The organism is Chryseobacterium sp. 22458 (assembly GCF_052044975.1).
In the GTDB taxonomy this organism is placed as follows: domain Bacteria; phylum Bacteroidota; class Bacteroidia; order Flavobacteriales; family Weeksellaceae; genus Chryseobacterium.
This window is the reverse complement of the sequence record NZ_JBQEOA010000003.1, coordinates 1-18,297: the sequence shown is the minus strand read 5'-3', so window position 1 is coordinate 18,297 and position 18,297 is coordinate 1. Positions and strand designations below refer to the sequence as shown.

The 18,297-nt window shown below is 37.8% G+C and carries 13 protein-coding genes and 1 riboswitch; of the genes, 10 read left to right on the top strand and 3 right to left on the bottom strand.

Annotated features, from left to right (window positions below; all coding sequences use genetic code 11):
- Nucleotides 1-59 precede the first annotated feature (59 nt).
- Nucleotides 60-2,678 carry an MGH1-like glycoside hydrolase domain-containing protein gene (locus tag ACTJJF_RS10985; protein ID WP_440699691.1) on the bottom strand — a complete coding sequence of 873 codons (2,619 nt, stop codon included), beginning with the start codon at nucleotides 2,676-2,678 and terminating at the stop codon, nucleotides 60-62.
- A gap of 188 nt (nucleotides 2,679-2,866) precedes the next feature.
- A riboswitch (SAM riboswitch) is annotated at nucleotides 2,867-2,974 on the top strand.
- A 59-nt stretch (nucleotides 2,975-3,033) separates the two neighbouring features.
- Here ACTJJF_RS10985 and ACTJJF_RS10980 point away from each other — a divergent pair.
- The 7 genes from ACTJJF_RS10980 (at nucleotide 3,034) to metF (ending at nucleotide 12,587) form a co-directional block, all read left to right on the top strand.
- Nucleotides 3,034-3,972 (top strand): alpha/beta fold hydrolase, encoded by a 939-nt coding sequence (locus ACTJJF_RS10980; protein WP_440699690.1) that lies wholly within the window; start codon nucleotides 3,034-3,036, stop codon nucleotides 3,970-3,972.
- A gap of 4 nt (nucleotides 3,973-3,976) precedes the next feature.
- Nucleotides 3,977-5,515: an ACT domain-containing protein gene (locus ACTJJF_RS10975; protein ID WP_440699689.1), complete on the top strand. Its 1,539-nt coding sequence runs from the start codon at nucleotides 3,977-3,979 to the stop codon at nucleotides 5,513-5,515.
- 34 nt (nucleotides 5,516-5,549) lie between these two features.
- Nucleotides 5,550-6,710, top strand: coding sequence for an O-succinylhomoserine sulfhydrylase (locus ACTJJF_RS10970; RefSeq protein WP_312299950.1), 1,161 nt, complete (start codon nucleotides 5,550-5,552; stop codon nucleotides 6,708-6,710).
- A 61-nt stretch (nucleotides 6,711-6,771) separates the two neighbouring features.
- Nucleotides 6,772-7,782, top strand: coding sequence for a homocysteine S-methyltransferase family protein (locus ACTJJF_RS10965; protein WP_440699688.1), 1,011 nt, complete (start codon nucleotides 6,772-6,774; stop codon nucleotides 7,780-7,782).
- A gap of 83 nt (nucleotides 7,783-7,865) precedes the next feature.
- Nucleotides 7,866-8,957 (top strand): fatty acid desaturase family protein, encoded by a 1,092-nt coding sequence (locus ACTJJF_RS10960; protein WP_440699687.1) that lies wholly within the window; start codon nucleotides 7,866-7,868, stop codon nucleotides 8,955-8,957.
- Between the two features lies 1 nt (nucleotide 8,958).
- Entirely contained in the window at nucleotides 8,959-11,619 is a 2,661-nt protein-coding gene (gene metH, locus ACTJJF_RS10955; protein ID WP_440699686.1) for a methionine synthase, read from the top strand.
- Nucleotides 11,620-11,627: 8 nt separating this feature from the next.
- Nucleotides 11,628-12,587, top strand: a complete 960-nt coding sequence (gene metF, locus ACTJJF_RS10950) for a methylenetetrahydrofolate reductase [NAD(P)H] (protein WP_440699685.1) — start codon at nucleotides 11,628-11,630, stop codon at nucleotides 12,585-12,587.
- Between the two features lie 51 nt (nucleotides 12,588-12,638).
- On the opposite strand, the gene ACTJJF_RS10945 is transcribed toward metF, so the two are convergent.
- Together ACTJJF_RS10945 and ACTJJF_RS10940 are read right to left on the bottom strand one after the other, a co-directional pair.
- On the bottom strand, nucleotides 12,639-13,346 hold the full coding sequence (locus ACTJJF_RS10945) for a hypothetical protein (RefSeq protein WP_312306621.1): 708 nt from the start codon (nucleotides 13,344-13,346) through the stop codon (nucleotides 12,639-12,641).
- A gap of 105 nt (nucleotides 13,347-13,451) precedes the next feature.
- A complete protein-coding gene (locus ACTJJF_RS10940) occupies nucleotides 13,452-14,603 on the bottom strand; it encodes a hypothetical protein (RefSeq protein WP_440699684.1) in 1,152 nt (383 codons plus the stop codon).
- A gap of 102 nt (nucleotides 14,604-14,705) precedes the next feature.
- Here ACTJJF_RS10940 and folE point away from each other — a divergent pair, with 102 nt between their 5' ends.
- The 3 genes from folE (at nucleotide 14,706) to cysS (ending at nucleotide 17,398) form a co-directional block, all read left to right on the top strand.
- Nucleotides 14,706-15,374: a GTP cyclohydrolase I FolE gene (gene folE / locus ACTJJF_RS10935; protein ID WP_065400384.1), complete on the top strand. Its 669-nt coding sequence runs from the start codon at nucleotides 14,706-14,708 to the stop codon at nucleotides 15,372-15,374.
- Between the two features lie 2 nt (nucleotides 15,375-15,376).
- Nucleotides 15,377-15,808 carry a DinB family protein gene (locus ACTJJF_RS10930; protein WP_312306616.1) on the top strand — a complete coding sequence of 144 codons (432 nt, stop codon included), beginning with the start codon at nucleotides 15,377-15,379 and terminating at the stop codon, nucleotides 15,806-15,808.
- A gap of 123 nt (nucleotides 15,809-15,931) precedes the next feature.
- Entirely contained in the window at nucleotides 15,932-17,398 is a 1,467-nt protein-coding gene (gene cysS / locus ACTJJF_RS10925; protein ID WP_440699683.1) for a cysteine--tRNA ligase, read from the top strand.
- The last annotated feature ends 899 nt before the right edge of the window (nucleotides 17,399-18,297 follow it).

Here is an 18,297-nt window from a genome sequence, read left to right as displayed (position 1 = left end):
AAAATAGAAAAAGCCGGATGATTTATCCGGCTTTTTTATTATTCATTACTCATTACTTATTAAAAAGTAAGTCTCGGTTTTATCAATTTCGCCACGGTGGCTGTCCATCCGGTCTGGTGTGATGCTCCAACACCTCTTCCGTTATCCCCATGGAAATATTCAAAGAAAGTAATATAATCTTTAAAATGCTCATCATAATTGAACTTCGGGTTCCCTCCGTTGAAGGCACGTTGCCCGTGTTCATCCTTTAAAAATATCGAGCATAGTCTCTTGCTGATATTTTGAGCTACTTCATCAAGATTTCTCTTATCACCACTTCCGGTTGGGAATTCTACCTTAAGGCTGTTGCCATAGTAATAGTGAAAACGTTGTAAGCTTTCCACAATCAGGAAGTTGATGGGGAACCAGATTGGTCCGCGCCAGTTGCTGTTTCCTCCAAACATCCGGCTGTCACTTTCAGCTGGAGTATAATAGACCATATTTTCAGTTCCATGTACAGAAAAAATAAAAGGATTCTCTTCATACACCTTAGACATGGCCCGGATTCCATAAGAGCTTAAGAACTCTTTCTCATCAAGCATTCTTGTGAGAACCTTTGTCAATCTGTTTTTACGGAGAATACTCATCAGGTGTTTTCTTCCATGGCCCTCTTCATCCCAGTGTGATACCAGTTTGGTGAGCTCAGGTTTGTTCTTTAAGATCCATTCCATTCTGCTTCTGAAATTCGGCATCTTTTCCAGTAAACGGTGATCTACTATCTCAACGGCAAACATCGGAATTAATCCCACAATACTTCTCAGCCTTAAAGAAACACTTTCCCCGTTCCCGAGCTGAAGTACATCATAGAAGAATCCGTCTTCCTCATTCCAGAGACCTTTTGTTCCGTCACCCAGATTTTCCATGGCCTCTGCGATATACAGATAATGTTCAAAAAATTTGATAGCCATATCTTCATATACCTGATAGTATTGGGCAAGCTCCATTGCTATCCGCATCATATTCAGGGCATACATAGCCATCCAGCTTGTTCCGTCAGCCTGTTCAAGGTGCTGCCCATCCTTTAGTACCATATTACGGTCAAAAGCTCCGATGTTATCAAGTCCCAGGAAACCTCCCCCGAAAATATTTTTACCGTTTTTATCCTTTCGGTTCACCCACCATGTAAAATTCAGCAGCAACTTCTGGAATACTTTTTCTAAAAATAATAAATCCGGCTTTCCATTGTTTTTTTCATCAATTTTAAAAACACGGAAGCAGGACCATGCATGTACAGGCGGATTCACATCACTCATATTCCATTCATAAGCCGGAAGCTGCCCGTTAGGATGCATATACCATTCTTTGGTGAGCAGTAAAAGCTGCCCTTTGGCAAACTCAGCATCAATGATGGAAAAAGGAACACAGTGAAAAGCCAGATCCCAGGTAGCATACCATGGATATTCCCATTTATCAGGCATGGAAATAATATCCTTATTATGAAGATGATTCCACTCTGTATTTCTTACATATTCATTGAAATTTCTCGGAGCTTCAAAATTCGGATCCCCTTTCAGCCACTTTCCGATATTGTAATGGTAGAACTGTTTGTTCCAAAGAAGTCCGGCAAATGCCTGTCTTTGAACATTCCTTTCATCTTCATGTACCGTATCATATTGAACTTCATTGTAAAATTCTTCTGTTTCAGACTTTCTTATACTGAAGGTTTCATCAAACCCTTCAAAAGGCTCCTCTGTTTCGTCAGGACATAATCTAAATTCAAAGACCTTAGATTGTCCGGCTCCAATAATCTCATCGATCAGAAAAGCAGCCTTAGTCCCTTTTTGCTCAGGATTTACCGTATCAGTTTTATGAATGACGAAATCATTAATCCCGTCTTTGTAGTAACTGTTTTCAGCCAATGGAGTACCGTAAAGCTTCGGGGTATTGGTTTCATTCTCACAAAATACACTTTGAGCATTTACGTTTCTCGAATAAAACTTTTTGATCGAAATACTGTCGTGCCCGATATTGATACTTCCGTCATCAGAAGCTGCATTCATTTCCGCTTTATAGGTATTATACCCCCATTTCCAGTTATTTCTGAACCAGGCAGTAGGTATTACGACAATAGGAGCGTCATTCCTGCTTCGGTTACAGATGGTAACTCTGGCCAGAATATCATTGTGATCTGCCTTACAGTATTCAATGAAAATATCAAAATACTCATCATTGTCAAAAATTCCGGTGTCAAAAATTTCGTACTCCGGATCCTGTTTACTTCTTCTTCCGTTTTCAAGTACAAGCTCATCATATGGAAATTCATTGATCGGGTATTTGTACACCATCTTCATATAGCTGTGGGTAGGTGTATTATCCAGATAATAAAAGATTTCTTTGATATCTTCGCCATGATTTCCCTGCGGATTGCTCAACCCGAAAAACCGCTCCTTTACAATTTTATCTTTTTTATTCCAGAATGAAAAAGCAAAACAGAAAAGCTGTTTCACATCAGAGATTCCTGCAATACCTTCTTCGCCCCAGCGATAGGCATAGCTTTCGGCATTATGATGATTGGTAAAGTTCCATGCATTTCCGTTCGGGCTGTAATCTTCCCGTACATTGCCCCATTGCCGGTTGCTTACATAAGGTCCCCAGTTTTTCCATTTGGTATCTTGTAATCTTTCTTTTTCGGCAGTCATAGGTAGTCATTTTTCAATACGAAGTTAGTTTTTTTGAAAAGTAATTCCAATTTTTTTCATCTGAATAATTCTTAATATGCTTCTGAAACACTTGTATTTAAGGGCTTTTTTAAATATTAAAATATTTTTATTTTGAAATTAAAAGAAAAGAACTACCTTTGCACCATTCGTTCATTCAAATATTGAAAATGTTATCAAGAAAGGTTGAGGGATTAGACCCGATGAAACCTTAGCAACCCTTTGTGAAAGCAAAGAAGGTGCTACGTTCTACCAAAATTATTTTGGACAGATAACTTACTGAAGTTCTTTTTCAGCCATTTCCTGTGGCATTTTCAATTGTATTAAAATAATAGAATTGAAAACAGAACTAAACTATATTAATCTTTCGTATCAAACAAATTCCCAAAAGGAATACCATATCCCGTTGAGCTATGAGCTTTTCGGGAAAGAGCTCTTTACGGCTCCCATTATTTTGATCAATCATGCCCTTACCGGAAACTCAACAGTATCCGGCGAAAAAGGCTGGTGGAAACAATTGGTAGGAGAAAATCAGATTGTTGATACCAATAGATACACAGTTCTGTCTTTCAATATTCCCGGAAACGGTTACGATCATTTTTTAATTGAAGATTATCAAGACTTCACCCCTTCAGATATAGCCAATCTGTTTCTGAAAGGGCTGGAAGCTTTAGAGATCAAAAATATATATGCCATTATCGGAGGCTCCCTTGGAGGAGGAATTGCATGGGAAATGCTGGCCAAACAGCCAAATCTTGCTGAAATATTTATCCCTATAGCATGTGATTACAGAACCCATGATTGGCTTCATGCACAATGTCTGGTTCAGAAATTTTTATTGAATGATAAAGATGAACCTTTACAAAAAGCGAGAATTCATGCGATGTTATGCTACAGAACTCCACAATCGCTCAATGACAGATTTCAAAATACATACAATCAGGAAAAACAGCGTCTGGAATCAGAAGACTGGTTGGTTTATCACGGTAACGCACTAAACGAAAGGTTTAGTTTAAAAAGTTACAAACTGATGAATCATCTCCTGATGAATATAAATGTTGCTGAAGAAGCACTGGAGAACATACAGGCACGAATGCACATGATCTCCGTAGATACAGACTTATTCTTCCCGGCTTCTGAAATCCGAATGTGCTTCGAGAGTTTAAAAGAGAAAAACAAGACTGTTTCTTATCACGAGATTCAATCAATACATGGGCATGATGCCTTCCTAATGGAATATCAACAATTAAATAATATCATAAAAAACATTTTATAAAGTAATGAAAAAGGCTAATGAAATAAAATTTTTAAAGAACAGATCAATCGTCAAATTTGAAGGTGAAGATTTCCTGGGAGAAATCGGGATTGACGGACGAATTTTTAAGGCGCTGACTTTAGCAAGGATCAGTGTAGGGGTGATCTCCCAGCAGGCGGTAGAAAACGGAATCTCCATACTGGTACATGAAAATGATGCGGAAAAAGCGGTAGCCTGTCTTATAGATGAATTTGAAGAAGAAAGAAAATCAGGAAAGGTTTCCCAGATCTATAGCATCAACAACGTTTCTGTTATTGGTTTCGTAGCAGAAGATTTCAACAAGGTTTTTGCCGAGCTGGCGAGAAATAATGTATTCCCGTTGCTTCTTAACCAGGTGGCAGGAGAAAACAGAGTCAATATTGTAGTTACTTCTTCTCAGGATGAGAAAACAAAGAACATCATAGAATCTGAAATTTTCAAAAAGCCTAAAACCGTTCATCTGGCCATTATAGGTCATGGAAATGTAGGAAAAACATTGATTCAACAGGTTTTGGAGTCTGCAGAAGAAATTAAAAAACGTAAAAAGATAGATCTTAAAGTAGTTGCAGTAGCCAACTCTAAGAAAATTGCTTTCAACAAAAAGGGATTTGATGCCAATTGGACTGATGAGGTTTTAACAGCTGAACATCCATCGAATGTTGAAGAATTAATCAATTTCTCCAACGAAAATCAGTTGGAAAATCTGATCGTTGTGGATAACACCGCAAGTAAAGATTTTGTGAAAAACTATCATGCTTTGGCAGAAAACGGATTCGATCTTGTTTCTTCCAACAAAATTTTCAATACTCTTCCGATTGAAGAATACAGAAAACTAAGATATACGTTGAGCAAAAACAACAGACGTTATCTGTATGAAACCAATGTGGGCGCAGGATTACCATTAATTGATACCATCAAATTGCTGCATCTTTCAGGAGAAAATATTACAAGAATCAAAGGTGTATTCTCAGGAACATTAAGCTATGTGTTCAACAATTTTTCTTTGAGAGACGATAAATTCTCAACAATCATCAATGAAGCTCTGGAAAAAGGATATACAGAACCGGACCCAAGAGAAGACCTGTCAGGAAATGATGTGGCAAGAAAATTATTGATCCTGGCCAGAGAATTAGATCTGATCAATGAATTTGAAGATATCAATATTCAGAATCTGGTTCCTGAAAGTCTTCTTTCTGTTTCAAAACCGGAATTCCTTACGAGACTGGAAGAGTTAGATGAAGAATACCAGAAAATAAAAGAAAACCAGGAACTTGGTCATGTGTTGAGATATGTAGGTGATTTACATGGTGACTTACAGAAAGACAAAGGCGAGTTGGATGTAAAACTGATTTCTGTACCTGCCACTTCAGCTTTAGGACAGTTGAAAGGTTCAGATTCAATCTTTGAAATTTATACTGAAAGCTACGGTGAAAACCCAATCGTGATTATGGGAGCCGGAGCCGGAGCTCAGGTAACGGCAAGAGGAGTATTCGGAGATATTTTAAGAGTAAGTGAAACAAAATAAATCAATTCATCAGTAAATTGACAATTAAAACTATATGGAAAATTTCGAAACATCAGCAATAAGAACCCAGACTGAAAGAACTCAGTTTGATGAACATTCCACTCCACTATATCTTACTTCAAGCTTTATTTTCCAGGATGCAGAAGATATGAGAGCAAGCTTTGCAGAAGAAAAACCCAAAAACCTGTACAGCCGTTTCTCTAATCCGAATGTAAGCGAATTCACAGAGAAAATTGCAAAAATGGAAGGAGCAGAAGCAGGATATGCATTTGCCACAGGAATGGCTGCCATTTATTCAACATTTGCAGCATTATTGAGCGCTGGAGATCATATCGTAAGCTGTCAGTCGGTTTTCGGATCTACTCACACGCTGTTCACCAAGTATTTCCCAAAATGGAATATTGAGACCACTTATTTCAAAGCTGAAGACGCAGAGAACGTTGAGCAGTATATCAAACCCAATACGAAAATCCTATATCTGGAAACCCCTACCAATCCTGCGATTGAAATTCTTGATCTTGAGTTTTTTGGGCAGATAGCCAGGAAACATAATCTGATCTTTATTGTAGATAACTGTTTTGCAACACCTTATCTTCAGCAACCGATTAAATATGGTGCGGATGTTGTTGTACATTCTGCAACGAAACTGATTGACGGACAGGGAAGAGTATTGGGAGGAATAGCAGTAGGAAAAGCAGACCTGATCAGAGAAATCTATCTTTTTGCAAGAAATACAGGACCTGCATTATCCCCTTTTAACGCATGGGTGTTGTCAAAAAGTTTGGAAACATTAGCAATCCGTGTAGAAAAACACTGTGAAAATGCTTTGAAGGTTGCTGAATTTTTAGAAGCACATCCAAACGTTGAGCTGGTAAAATATCCATTCCTTAAATCCCACCCAAGCTATGAAGTGGCCAAAAAGCAGATGAAGCTCGGAGGAAACATTGTTGCCTTTGAAATAAAAGGAGGAATAGAAGGAGGAAGAAACTTCTTAGACAAAATACAAATGTGTTCATTGTCTGCGAATCTGGGGGATACAAGAACGATCGTTACCCATCCGGCCTCTACTACACACTCTAAACTGTCAGACGAAGAAAGAAACGAAGTGGGAATTACTGCAGGACTGGTACGTTGTTCGGTAGGTTTGGAAAATGTAGATGATATCATTGCAGACCTAAAACAGGCTTTAGATTAATCAAGGTTTAACCCAAAGATAGAACGAAACCCTATCAGCTCACTCAACAACTATAAAGAAGATGACAAATATAGAATCATTAAACAAAGCCCTCAAAGAACGCATCCTTGTCCTGGACGGAGCCATGGGAACCATGCTGCAGCGATATAAATTTGAAGAAGAAGATTACCGTGGTGACCGGTTCAAAGATTGGGAACATCCTGTAAAAGGAAACAATGATTTGCTTTCCCTTACCCAGCCTCAAGCTATTGAAGAAGTTCATAAAAAATACCTTGAAGCGGGAGCTGATATCATTGAGACCAATACATTTTCAGGAACAACAATCGCCATGGCAGATTATCACATGGAAGATTTGGTTTATGAACTGAACTATGAGTCTGCGAAAATCGCCAGAAAAGCATGCGATGAATACACTGCAAAGAATCCGTATAAACCAAGGTTCGTGGCAGGATCCATCGGCCCTACCAACAGAACGGCAAGCTTAAGCCCTGACGTAAATGACCCGGGATACAGAGCCATTACGTTTGAAGAACTGAGAGTCGCCTACAAACAACAATGTGAAGCTTTATTAGACGGAGGTTCAGATATCCTGCTCGTAGAAACCATTTTTGATACCCTGAATGCCAAAGCTGCTTTGTTTGCCATTGATGAATTACAGGAAGAAAGAGGAATTAAAATTCCGATCATGGTTTCCGGAACCATTACCGATGCTTCAGGGAGAACATTGAGCGGGCAGACTGCTGAAGCCTTTCTGATCTCAGTTTCCCACCTGAATCTATTAAGCGTAGGCTTTAACTGTGCTTTAGGAGCAGACCAGTTAACTCCTTATCTGGAAACCCTGGCCCATAATTCGGAATTTTATGTTTCGGCTTATCCGAATGCAGGTTTACCAAATGCTTTCGGGAAATATGATGAAACTCCTGAAGATATGGCCAGACAGATTAAAGAATATGCAGAGAAAGGGCTGATCAATATTATCGGGGGATGCTGCGGTACAACACCTGAGCATATCAAGGCAATTGCAGATCTGGTAGAGACTTATCCACCAAGAAAATTGAAAGAATTTGTATGATCAGATAGATTTTTTAAATTAAAATCAAGAATGAAGGCTGGGTTATAAATATTATCTTTAAATAAACCACAAAATTTAATATAATGGAAAAGCCGAGTTACTTAAAAGATTCAGATGATGCCAGATTGTTCAATGAACTGAGAAAGAAAGTAAATCAACGGGTAGAAGAAATTCCTGAAAACAGGGATATTTATATTAAGATAAAGGCGGTTATTCTGCCACTGATCTATCTCGGTTTATATTTTTTCGCAGTCTTTAATGCCGAAAAACATTGGCTGTATATACTCAGTTTTGTTTTAATGGGAATCTCTCTGGTTTTAATTTATTTAAATCTGATCCATGAAGCAGCCCATAATAACATCTTTAAAAGTAAAAGACTGAATGGGGTAGTGCTGCACATTTTTGATTTCGTAGGGGCCAACTCCTATATCTGGAAGAAAAGACATATTGCAAGCCATCATGCCTATCCGAATGTGGACGGATGGGATACGGATATTGAGCAGAGCGGTTTGCTTTTGATTGTCCCATGGATTAAAGCAAAAGGTATTCAGAAGTATCAGGATAAGTTTTTCTTTTTAGTCTATCCGTTGTATTTGTTCAACTGGATGTTTATAAGAGACTTCAGAGACTTCTTTGATAAGGAAAGGGTGATTTTAAAGACACAGGGAAAAATACCGGTTATTGAAAAGGTAAAAATGATAAGCTATAAGCTGTTTTACTTTTTTTATCAGATTGTAATCCCTGTTGTGTTCTTTAAAGTATCAATAGGATTGGCTTTGGGAGCCTGGTTTTTACAGGTTATTTCAGCAAGTATTTTTGCATTGTTTGTTTTACTGCCTCTGCATCCGCTTCCTGATAATGCCTTTCCAAAATTAAATAAAGACAACGGTCTTCCTTTCAGCTGGCTTCATCACCAGTTTGAAGTGACCAATGATTTAAAAGAAAATAACTGGTTTGTGAGAAACTTGTTGGGAAATTTTAATTTCCATGTTGCCCATCATCTGTTTCCGAACTACAGTTATATGTATTACAATGAGATCACAGAGGAAATTGAACAATTTGCAAAAGAACATGACCTGGCTTATAAAAGATTTCCATTGATCACTGCTTTAAGCAAGCATAGGGATTTATTGAGACAGAATGCCAATAATGCCTACTATATTTTAGAAGAATAAAATGAAATATTTAAGATTATCAGGCCTTGAGCCTCTTATCATAACGCCGGAAAGTAATTTCATCAACGTAGGTGAAAGGACGAATGTTGCCGGGTCCAAAAAATTTTTAAGACTCATCAAAGAGGAAAAATTCTCTGAAGCATTAGACATTGCCCGCCATCAGGTAGAAGGAGGCGCCCAGATTTTGGATGTCAACTTTGATGATGGTTTGATCGATGGAAAAGCATCGATGGTCAAATTCCTGAACTTGATAGCTTCTGAACCGGATATTGCAAGAATTCCAATTATGGTAGACTCTTCCAAATGGGAAATTCTGGAAGCAGGTCTCCAGGTGGCACAGGGGAAATGTGTGGTCAACTCTATCAGCTTAAAAGAAGGAGAGGAAGAATTTATCAAACATGCCAAAGCCATTAAAAGATATGGAGCGGCAGTTATTGTGATGGCATTTGATGAGGTAGGGCAGGCCGACAATCTTGAAAGAAGAATCGAAATTTCAAAACGGTCTTATGACATTCTTGTGAACCAGATCGGCTTTCCGGCTGAAGATATCATTTTCGATTTAAATATCTTTCCGGTGGCGACAGGAATGGATGAGCACAGAAAAAATGCCATCGACTTTATTGAAGCTACACGCTGGGTAAGACAAAATCTTCCTTATGCATCTGTAAGTGGAGGAGTAAGCAACGTTTCCTTTTCATTCCGTGGAAATGATACGGTAAGAGAAGCGATGCACTCCGTATTTCTTTACCATGCCATTCAGGCAGGAATGAACATCGGTATTGTAAATCCTGCCATGTTGGAAGTTTACGACGAGATCAATAAGGACTTGCTGGAACTTGTAGAAGATGTGATCCTTGACAGGAGAGAAGATGCTACGGAAAGACTTCTTGATTATTCCGAAAAACATAAATCAGTAAAAAAAGAAAAGACGGAAGACTTAGAATGGAGAAACAATCCATTGCAGGAAAGAATTACCTATGCTTTGGTAAAAGGAATTGACCGTTTTATTGAAGAAGATGTAGAGGAAGCAAGGCAATTGGCAGAAAGACCACTTCATGTTATTGAAATTAATCTGATGACAGGAATGGGAGTTGTGGGAGATTTATTCGGAAGCGGAAAAATGTTCCTGCCACAGGTTGTGAAGTCGGCTAGAGTAATGAAAAAAGCAGTAGCTTATCTTCAGCCTTTCATTGAAGCTGAAAAAGACGGATCAAAACCTGCCAACGGAAAAATATTAATGGCAACGGTAAAAGGGGACGTTCATGATATCGGAAAGAATATTGTGAGTGTAGTGCTGGGTTGCAACAATTATGAAATCGTTGACCTTGGGGTAATGGTTCCTGCCGAAAAGATCATTCAGACTGCCATTGCCGAAAAAGTAGATGTCATAGGATTGAGTGGACTGATTACGCCAAGTTTGGATGAAATGGTGTACATCGCCTCAGAATTAGAAAGACAGAACTTAGATTTTCCTTTATTGATCGGTGGTGCTACTACTTCAAAGGCACATACTGCTGTGAAAATCGATTTGAAATATAAAAATGCAGTCGTTCACGTCAATGATGCTTCAAGAGCCGTAAATGTAGTAAGCTCATTATTGGGAGACAGAAATAAAGAATATGTTTCCGATTTGAAGAATGATTACTCAGATTTCAGAGAAAAGTTTCTGAGCAGACAGGTAGATAAAGATTATGTCTCTATTGAAGAAGCAAGAGAAAACAAATTCAAAATAGACTGGGAGAACGAAGAAATTTTTACACCGAACAATTTAGGTATAAAAGTAATCGAAAATCAGGATCTGAATGAATTGTTACCTTTCATAGACTGGTCTCCATTTTTCAGAAGCTGGGATCTTCACGGGAAATACCCGAATATCTTAGAAGATGAGGTAGTAGGAGTGCAGGCCAAAGAATTATTCAAAGATGCTCAGGTCATTTTAAAAAGAATTCTGGATGAAAAGCTATTAACAGCAAAAGCGGTCTTTGGAATTTTCAAAGCCAATTCCAATGAAACTGATGATATCATCATTTTTGACGAAAACAATAATGAGCAGGTAAAATTTTTAACCCTGAGACAGCAGGCTCAAAGATCAAAAGGGAAAGATTATCTGGCTTTAAGCGACTTTATTGCACCACAAAGTTCAGGAAAGACCGATTATATGGGCGCTTTCTGTGTAACTACAGGTTTTGGCACCGATGAATTGGCAGCAGAATATGAAAAAGCTAACGATGATTACAATGCAATCATGGTAAAAGCTCTGGCAGACCGTTTTGCAGAAGCCTATGCTGAATTTTTACATAAAAAAGTAAGAACAGAATATTGGGGCTACGCCGTTCAGGAAGAATTGAGTAACGAAGAACTGATTGCAGAAAAATACAAAGGAATACGTCCGGCACCGGGATATCCGGCTTGTCCTGACCACCTGGAAAAGAAAACCATCTGGGATCTTCTAAAAGCAGAAGAAAATACAGGTGTTTTCCTTACAGAAAGCTTAGCCATGTTCCCTACAGCATCCGTTTCAGGATACTATTTCGGAAGCCCGCATGCCAAGTATTTCGGATTAGGAAAAATTACAGAAGATCAGCTTAAGGATTATGCAGACAGAAGAAGTTGTAGCATCCAGGAAGCTAGAAAATGGTTGTCACCCAATTTAGCAGATTAAAATTAAACATGAAGATAACAGAACACATTAAAAACGCAAATGGAAAAACCTTATTCTCCTTAGAAGTAGTTCCGCCACAAAAGGGAATTGGTATTGAAGACCTATACACGAATATAGACCCGTTGATGGAATTCAAACCTCCATTCATCGATGTTACCACTTCAAGAGAGGAATACATCTATTTAGACAAAGGAAATGGCCTTATGGAGCGCCGTATCACAAGAATGCGCCCCGGAACATTGGGAATCTGTGCGGCCATTCAGCATAAATATAATGTAGATACCGTTCCCCACTTATTGTGTGGAGGCTTTACCAAAGAAGAAACCGAATACCTTCTTGTAGACTGTATGTATCTTGGGATTGACAATGTAATGGCTTTAAGAGGTGATGCGATGAAAGGACATCAGTATTTTGAGCCTACACAAGGTGGCCATGCCAGTGCAATGGATCTGGTGAATCAGATTAATGATCTGGGAAGAGGAAAATATCTTCACAATGAAGAACAAGCTTGTGATGAATTGAATAAATTCTGCATCGGTGTTGCCGGATATCCTGAAAAGCACATGGAAGCCCCTTCCATGAATTATGATTTGAAGTGGCTGAAACAAAAAGTAGATGCCGGAGCAGATTATATTGTCACTCAAATGTTCTTTGACAATAAAAAGTATATTGAATTCGTTCAGAAAGCAAGAGAAATGGGAATTACCGTTCCTATTATCCCCGGAATAAAGCCGATTGCCACCAAAAAGCACTTGAAAATTCTGCCACAGGTATTCAAAATAGACCTTCCGGAAGAGCTTATCAGTGAAGTGGAGAATGCTAAAAATAATGAAGCTGTTAAACAGATCGGAATAGAATGGGCCATTGCCCAGTGCAAAGAATTACTGGATTTTGGAGTTCCAGTTCTACACTTTTACTCAATGGGAAAAAGTGATAACATAAAAAAAGTAGCCGGTGAGCTATTCTAATAAAAGTACCAAAAATGAAGGAACCCCTGTGAATCTCACAGGGGTTTATTTTTATCCGTTCATGAAGCTTACCAGTTTGATGAGGTCTTCTTCTTTATTGAATTTAATATTATTCGATTTTACGAAAGTCTCCAGAGATTCTTTTTTTGCCGGGAATAATTCCACAATATCTTTTAGTTTTCTAGGTTTCTTGATAAAACCTTTTTCAGTTTTGATATAATAAACCGGATCTAATGTTTTAAAGAAAGCTGCTTTATCAGAAGCATAGGAATTGGACGCCGGTACAGCATCATTAAATTTGGTCTTTACCTTTTTATAAAGTTTATTTTGGCCATTAGCAATTTCAAAGAAATAACCGTTTAACTCATCATTAGTCTGAAGCAATACGATGGTATTTTTAGGAGAAGCCACTTCAATTCTGGAATATTGCTCTTCTTTAGGTAAAACCCATGGCTTTCCATCCTTCTGAAACTCTATTTCATCCTTGTAGCTGTTATACCTTACAGGAATCTTATCGAAGTTTTCCGCTACTTTAGCAGAATGGAATTCAGTACTGTAATAAGGTGACCCAATGATTTCATCATATTTTAAAGCTCTTCCCGAGTTTTCGGATTTTACTCCGAATACAGCATGATCTCCTCCAAGACTGTTTACAGAAAGCGTACTTGAATAGCTGGCCTGATAGCCGCCTGGTGTTAAATTTTGTGCATAAGTGATAGTGAAAGACACCAATAAGGCGCCCATAATTACTTTTCTCATTTTGATGGTTTTATTTAAGTTTATTCAAAGTTATTTTCAAAAATACAAATATTATCTTTTAATTATAGCGAAAATCTGGTATTTAAAGCAAAAAAGGAGTCAAAATTACAAATAAGGATGTCTTTCAAACATTTTATTCCTGTCAAACAGATATCTGTAGGTAGCCAGTTTTCTTGTCACTGTTGTATCAAGAGTCTCTGCAATTTTGATCATTTTAGGATTGAAGTCGCCAATCCATTGGAGCTCAGTGATGGTAAAGTCCGTATGTTTTCTCAGATGCTGGGTGCCTTCCCAGATCATATATCCGTCGATTCCCTTCTTTTGCCATTCAGGAACCACCCCGAAAACAAGGCCAACCATTTTTTCATTCTTTTTAAACTGTTTCAGGAACCAGAATACAAGCTTTTCAAACAACCCGAATTTCCCATTCAGATATTTAAACCACTGATTCAGGTCCGGAATATTGATCCACATGGCAATAGGAGTCTCATTTTCATACACAAACCATGAAATATGTTCATTAATGATGGGTTTCATCTTGGTAAACATCTTCAGGACTTTCGCTTCTTCCAACTGTTTTCCTTCTCCATGGGCCGCCCATGCTTTATTATAAATTTCTGTAAAGTCTCTGGCAAACTTTTCGAGATTGTTTTTCTTCATCGGCTGTGCAGAAATGGCAGGATTTCGTTTATTCCTTTCATAGGCAATGGTGAAAATCCTGGAAACTTCCGCAAAAACAGGTCTTGTAAAACAAAGCTGCTCAAAGTAAATCTCAAAACCATAATTTTCAAAAAGTTCTTTGTAATAGGGAAAATTGTAGTTCATTCCAAATAATGGTTCAATGAAACCATCAGTCAGAAGTCCCCAGAACTTATCCCTTTCTCCGAAATTAATAGGACCATCCATTGCTTCCATTCCCTTTTTCTGAAGCCAGTCTTTACAATGATCGAAAATAAAATCGGCTGTCTGCTGATCATTGATACAGTCAAAAAAACCGATTCCTCCGGTAGGTTGCTTTTGTTCATAGCAGTTATTGATAAAAACAGCTACCTTACCAATGGTTTTGTGATTTTTTTTAAACAGAAATCTCTTACATTCCCCATTTTTGAAGAACTTATTTTTTTTGGGATCGAAAATTTCTTCAATATTCTGATCCAGAGGACGAATATAATTTTTGTCGTGCTGATAAAGTTGTGCCGGAAATTCCAGAAATTCCTTTTTTTGGTCTTTGCTTTGTACTTCTTCGACAATAATCATAGGCTTTTTAATCAGAGTAGGTTATAAAAGATAATCTTTTTCGTCCCAATTGAATATAGAGGAACAGATATTATCCGTATTTTTGCTGCAAATTAAATAAAAATGGTTGATTTTACTGATAACGACGATGATATTTTCACTGGAAAAGAACATACGCCTATAAGAAAAGATGCTTTTGATAAATCGCCACAGGAAAAAATAGAAAAGATTACTGAACTTTTCGGGGAGATTATGGAAACCCTGGGACTGGATATGACAGACGATTCCTTAAAAGATTCTCCAAAGCGTGTTGCCAAAATGTATGTCAATGAAATTTTCGGAGGACTTCTTCCGGAAAACAAACCGGGTATCTCAACATTTTCCAATAAATACAAATACCGCCAGATGCTGGTGGAAAAAGATATCACGGTGTATTCTTTCTGTGAACATCACTTTTTACCCATTATAGGGAGAGCTCATGTTGCCTATATCTCCAACGGAGAAGTAATCGGACTTTCTAAAATTAACAGAATTGTTGATTACTATGCGAAAAGACCACAGGTTCAGGAAAGATTGACCATGCAGGTTGTAGATGCTTTAAAAGAAGCGCTGGGAACAAAAGATGTAGCTTGTATCATCGATGCAAAGCACCTTTGTGTAAATTGCAGAGGAATTAAAGACACAGCAAGCTCCACCATTACAGCAGAATTGAGCGGGATCTTCAGAACAAACCCTATCACAAGACAGGAATTCTTACATTATGTAGGAAGTCATGCAAAACTGGATTACTAATTATGGAATACCAAATCCTTAAAAATATTATTGACTCAGAGCTTCTTAGATTTCAGAATATTTCTGAAGAAGAATGGAGCTATAAAGCCACACCGGAGAAATGGTCCAAAAAAGAGATAATTGGGCATCTTTGTGACAGTGCTTTGACAAATATCCGTAGATTTGTAGTCACTCAATATAAAGAGAACGAGAATATCGTATACGATCAGAATGCCTGGGTAAAGGCCCAGAACTATCAGAATGTTCCCACAACAGAGCTTATTGCTCTCTGGAAAGCATTAAATTATCAGATTGTTCATGTCGTAGAAAATATTCCTGATGAGGCACTGCAAAGAACCTGTGATACCACCAAAACAGAACCTCAGAGGTTTACCTTGGAGTTCATCATCAATGATTATGTAGATCATTTGCAGCATCATTTAAAAGCGATTTAATTATGATAAAATTTAAAAAGGTTTCCGATAAAATTTTCATCACAACAATTATCTGTTGTGACAGATTTTTATTTTAACTAATTTTTGAATCTTAAAACTATTGAATCTTTTAATAAAAAATAAATGCAACTAAAAATATACAACTCGCTTACAGCGGAAAAAGAAATATTCAAACCCATCTTGGAAGGAAACGTAGGAATGTATGTCTGCGGACCTACAGTATACAGCAACGTGCACTTGGGAAATGTAAGGACTTTCCTTTCCTTCGATTTTATTTACCGTACCTTAATGCATTTGGGGTATAAAGTAAGATATGTAAGAAATATTACCGATGCAGGGCACCTTACTGATGACGGAGATGTAAATAATGACAGATTCGTTAAGCAAACCCGTCTTGAAAAACTGGAACCCATGGAAATTGTACAGAAATATACAGTGGATTTCCATAAAGTTCTGGATATGTTTAATCTTCTTCCTCCGAATATTGAACCTACAGCAACCGGCCACATTGTTGAACAGATTGAGCTTACTCAAAAACTGATAGACACAGGCTTTGCTTATGAAAGCAATGGTTCCGTATATTTCGATGTATTGGAATACAATAAAAGAGGGTTGAACTACGGTGAACTGTCAAAACGTAATATTGAAGAACTTTTCGCCAATACCAGAGACCTTGACGGACAAGGAGAAAAGAAAAACCCACAGGATTTTGCCCTTTGGAAAAAAGCATCCCCAGCTCACATCATGAGATGGAACTCTCCTTGGGGAGAAGGCTTCCCGGGATGGCATCTTGAATGTACTGCAATGAGTACTAAATATTTAGGTGAAACATTCGATATACATGGAGGTGGAATGGATCTTAAATTCCCTCACCACGAATGTGAAATTGCCCAGGGGAAAGCCTGCAATGGAGCAGCTCCGGTACATTACTGGATGCATGCCAATATGCTGACGATGAACTCCCAGCGTATGAGTAAATCTACAGGAAACTATATCCTTCCGATGCAGCTGGTAGCAGGAGATAATGACTTCTTTGAAAAACCTTTCCACCCTTCAATTGTACGTTTCTGCTTCCTGCAGGCACATTACAGAAGTGTGCTGGATATTTCAAACGATGCCATGATTGCCAGTGAAAAAGGATTTATCAGACTGATGGAGGCTGTGAAAGTATTGAATTCCATTACTCCTGACGATACAAAACAATCTGGTTTTAGCCTTACAGAATGGAAGAACAAATGTTATGATGCCCTCACAGATGATTTTAACTCTCCAATCCTGATCGCTCATTTATTTGAAGCTGTAAAATATATCTTTGCCTTAAATGATGGTAAAGAAACAATCTCAACGGCAGATATTGAAGATCTAAAGTCAACATTGAATGCCTTTATCTTTGATGTTCTAGGATTACAGACTGTAGAGGAGAACAATAATGAAAAGCTTGATCAGACTTTGAAAGTATTGATCGAATTAAGAAATCAGGCGAGAAAATCCAAAAACTTCGAACTTTCAGACCAGATCAGAGACAAACTGCTTGCTGAAGGCATAGAATTAAAAGACGGAAGAGACGGAACATCCTATGTTCTGAACTAAAAATAAATATACTTCGTTTTAAAATCATTCCGTAGGAGTCTGCTTTATCAGGATTCTTACGGAATGTTTTTTTAGACACTTCTTCAATGTTTTCTATCTATTATACACGCAGAATAGCAATTCGCAAACTCTCAAACCCGTTCGCTCATCTTTCATATTCTCAAAACCTCCAATTTTTTTCAGGAGCTATTTCCTGCTATCCACTCATACTCCTCACGCCTTGCGCTTCCATGGGCCAATCCAGCAGCTCTCCAACCCATGTTGCGGGGTAACCGTTCCTATCAGGGCTAGGGGAGAAGTACACATTAGTATAAGTAATAAGTAATAAGTAATAAGTAATAAGTAATAAGTAATAAGTAATAATAATAGTAAGGTACACCGTATTCAATAGGAACGGGCTTTAGCCCGTTCTCCTCAAAAAGAAAAAATTCCACAGGCTTTAGCCAAAACCTGAAAACACAAACTGCCCACGTGAGGCATATGCGTCCAGTTTGTCATGCCTTAGGCATGTCAACACTCATTTCATACATGCTTCTTTATATTAAAAAATCTAATAGCATAGTATAATATAAGTATACCATCACTTATACCCTCATTAAACATTACTCATTACTCATTACTCATTACTCATTACTCATTACTCATTACTCATTACTCATTACTCATTACTCATTACTTATTACTTATTCTCATTATATATACTCCAAAAAAACCTTCACCTTCCCATTTTCTCGCCCTCCATCCCCCATCCTCAAACAATCGTTTAAAATTTTTCTCTCTACGGATCAGTTCATTATGATAAAATACGTTCCGAATATGAAATTTATGTTAAATAAACTTGCGGGGTAATGATGAAGTTTCTATCTTTGCCCCACTGAAAAACGAAAGAGATTCAGTAA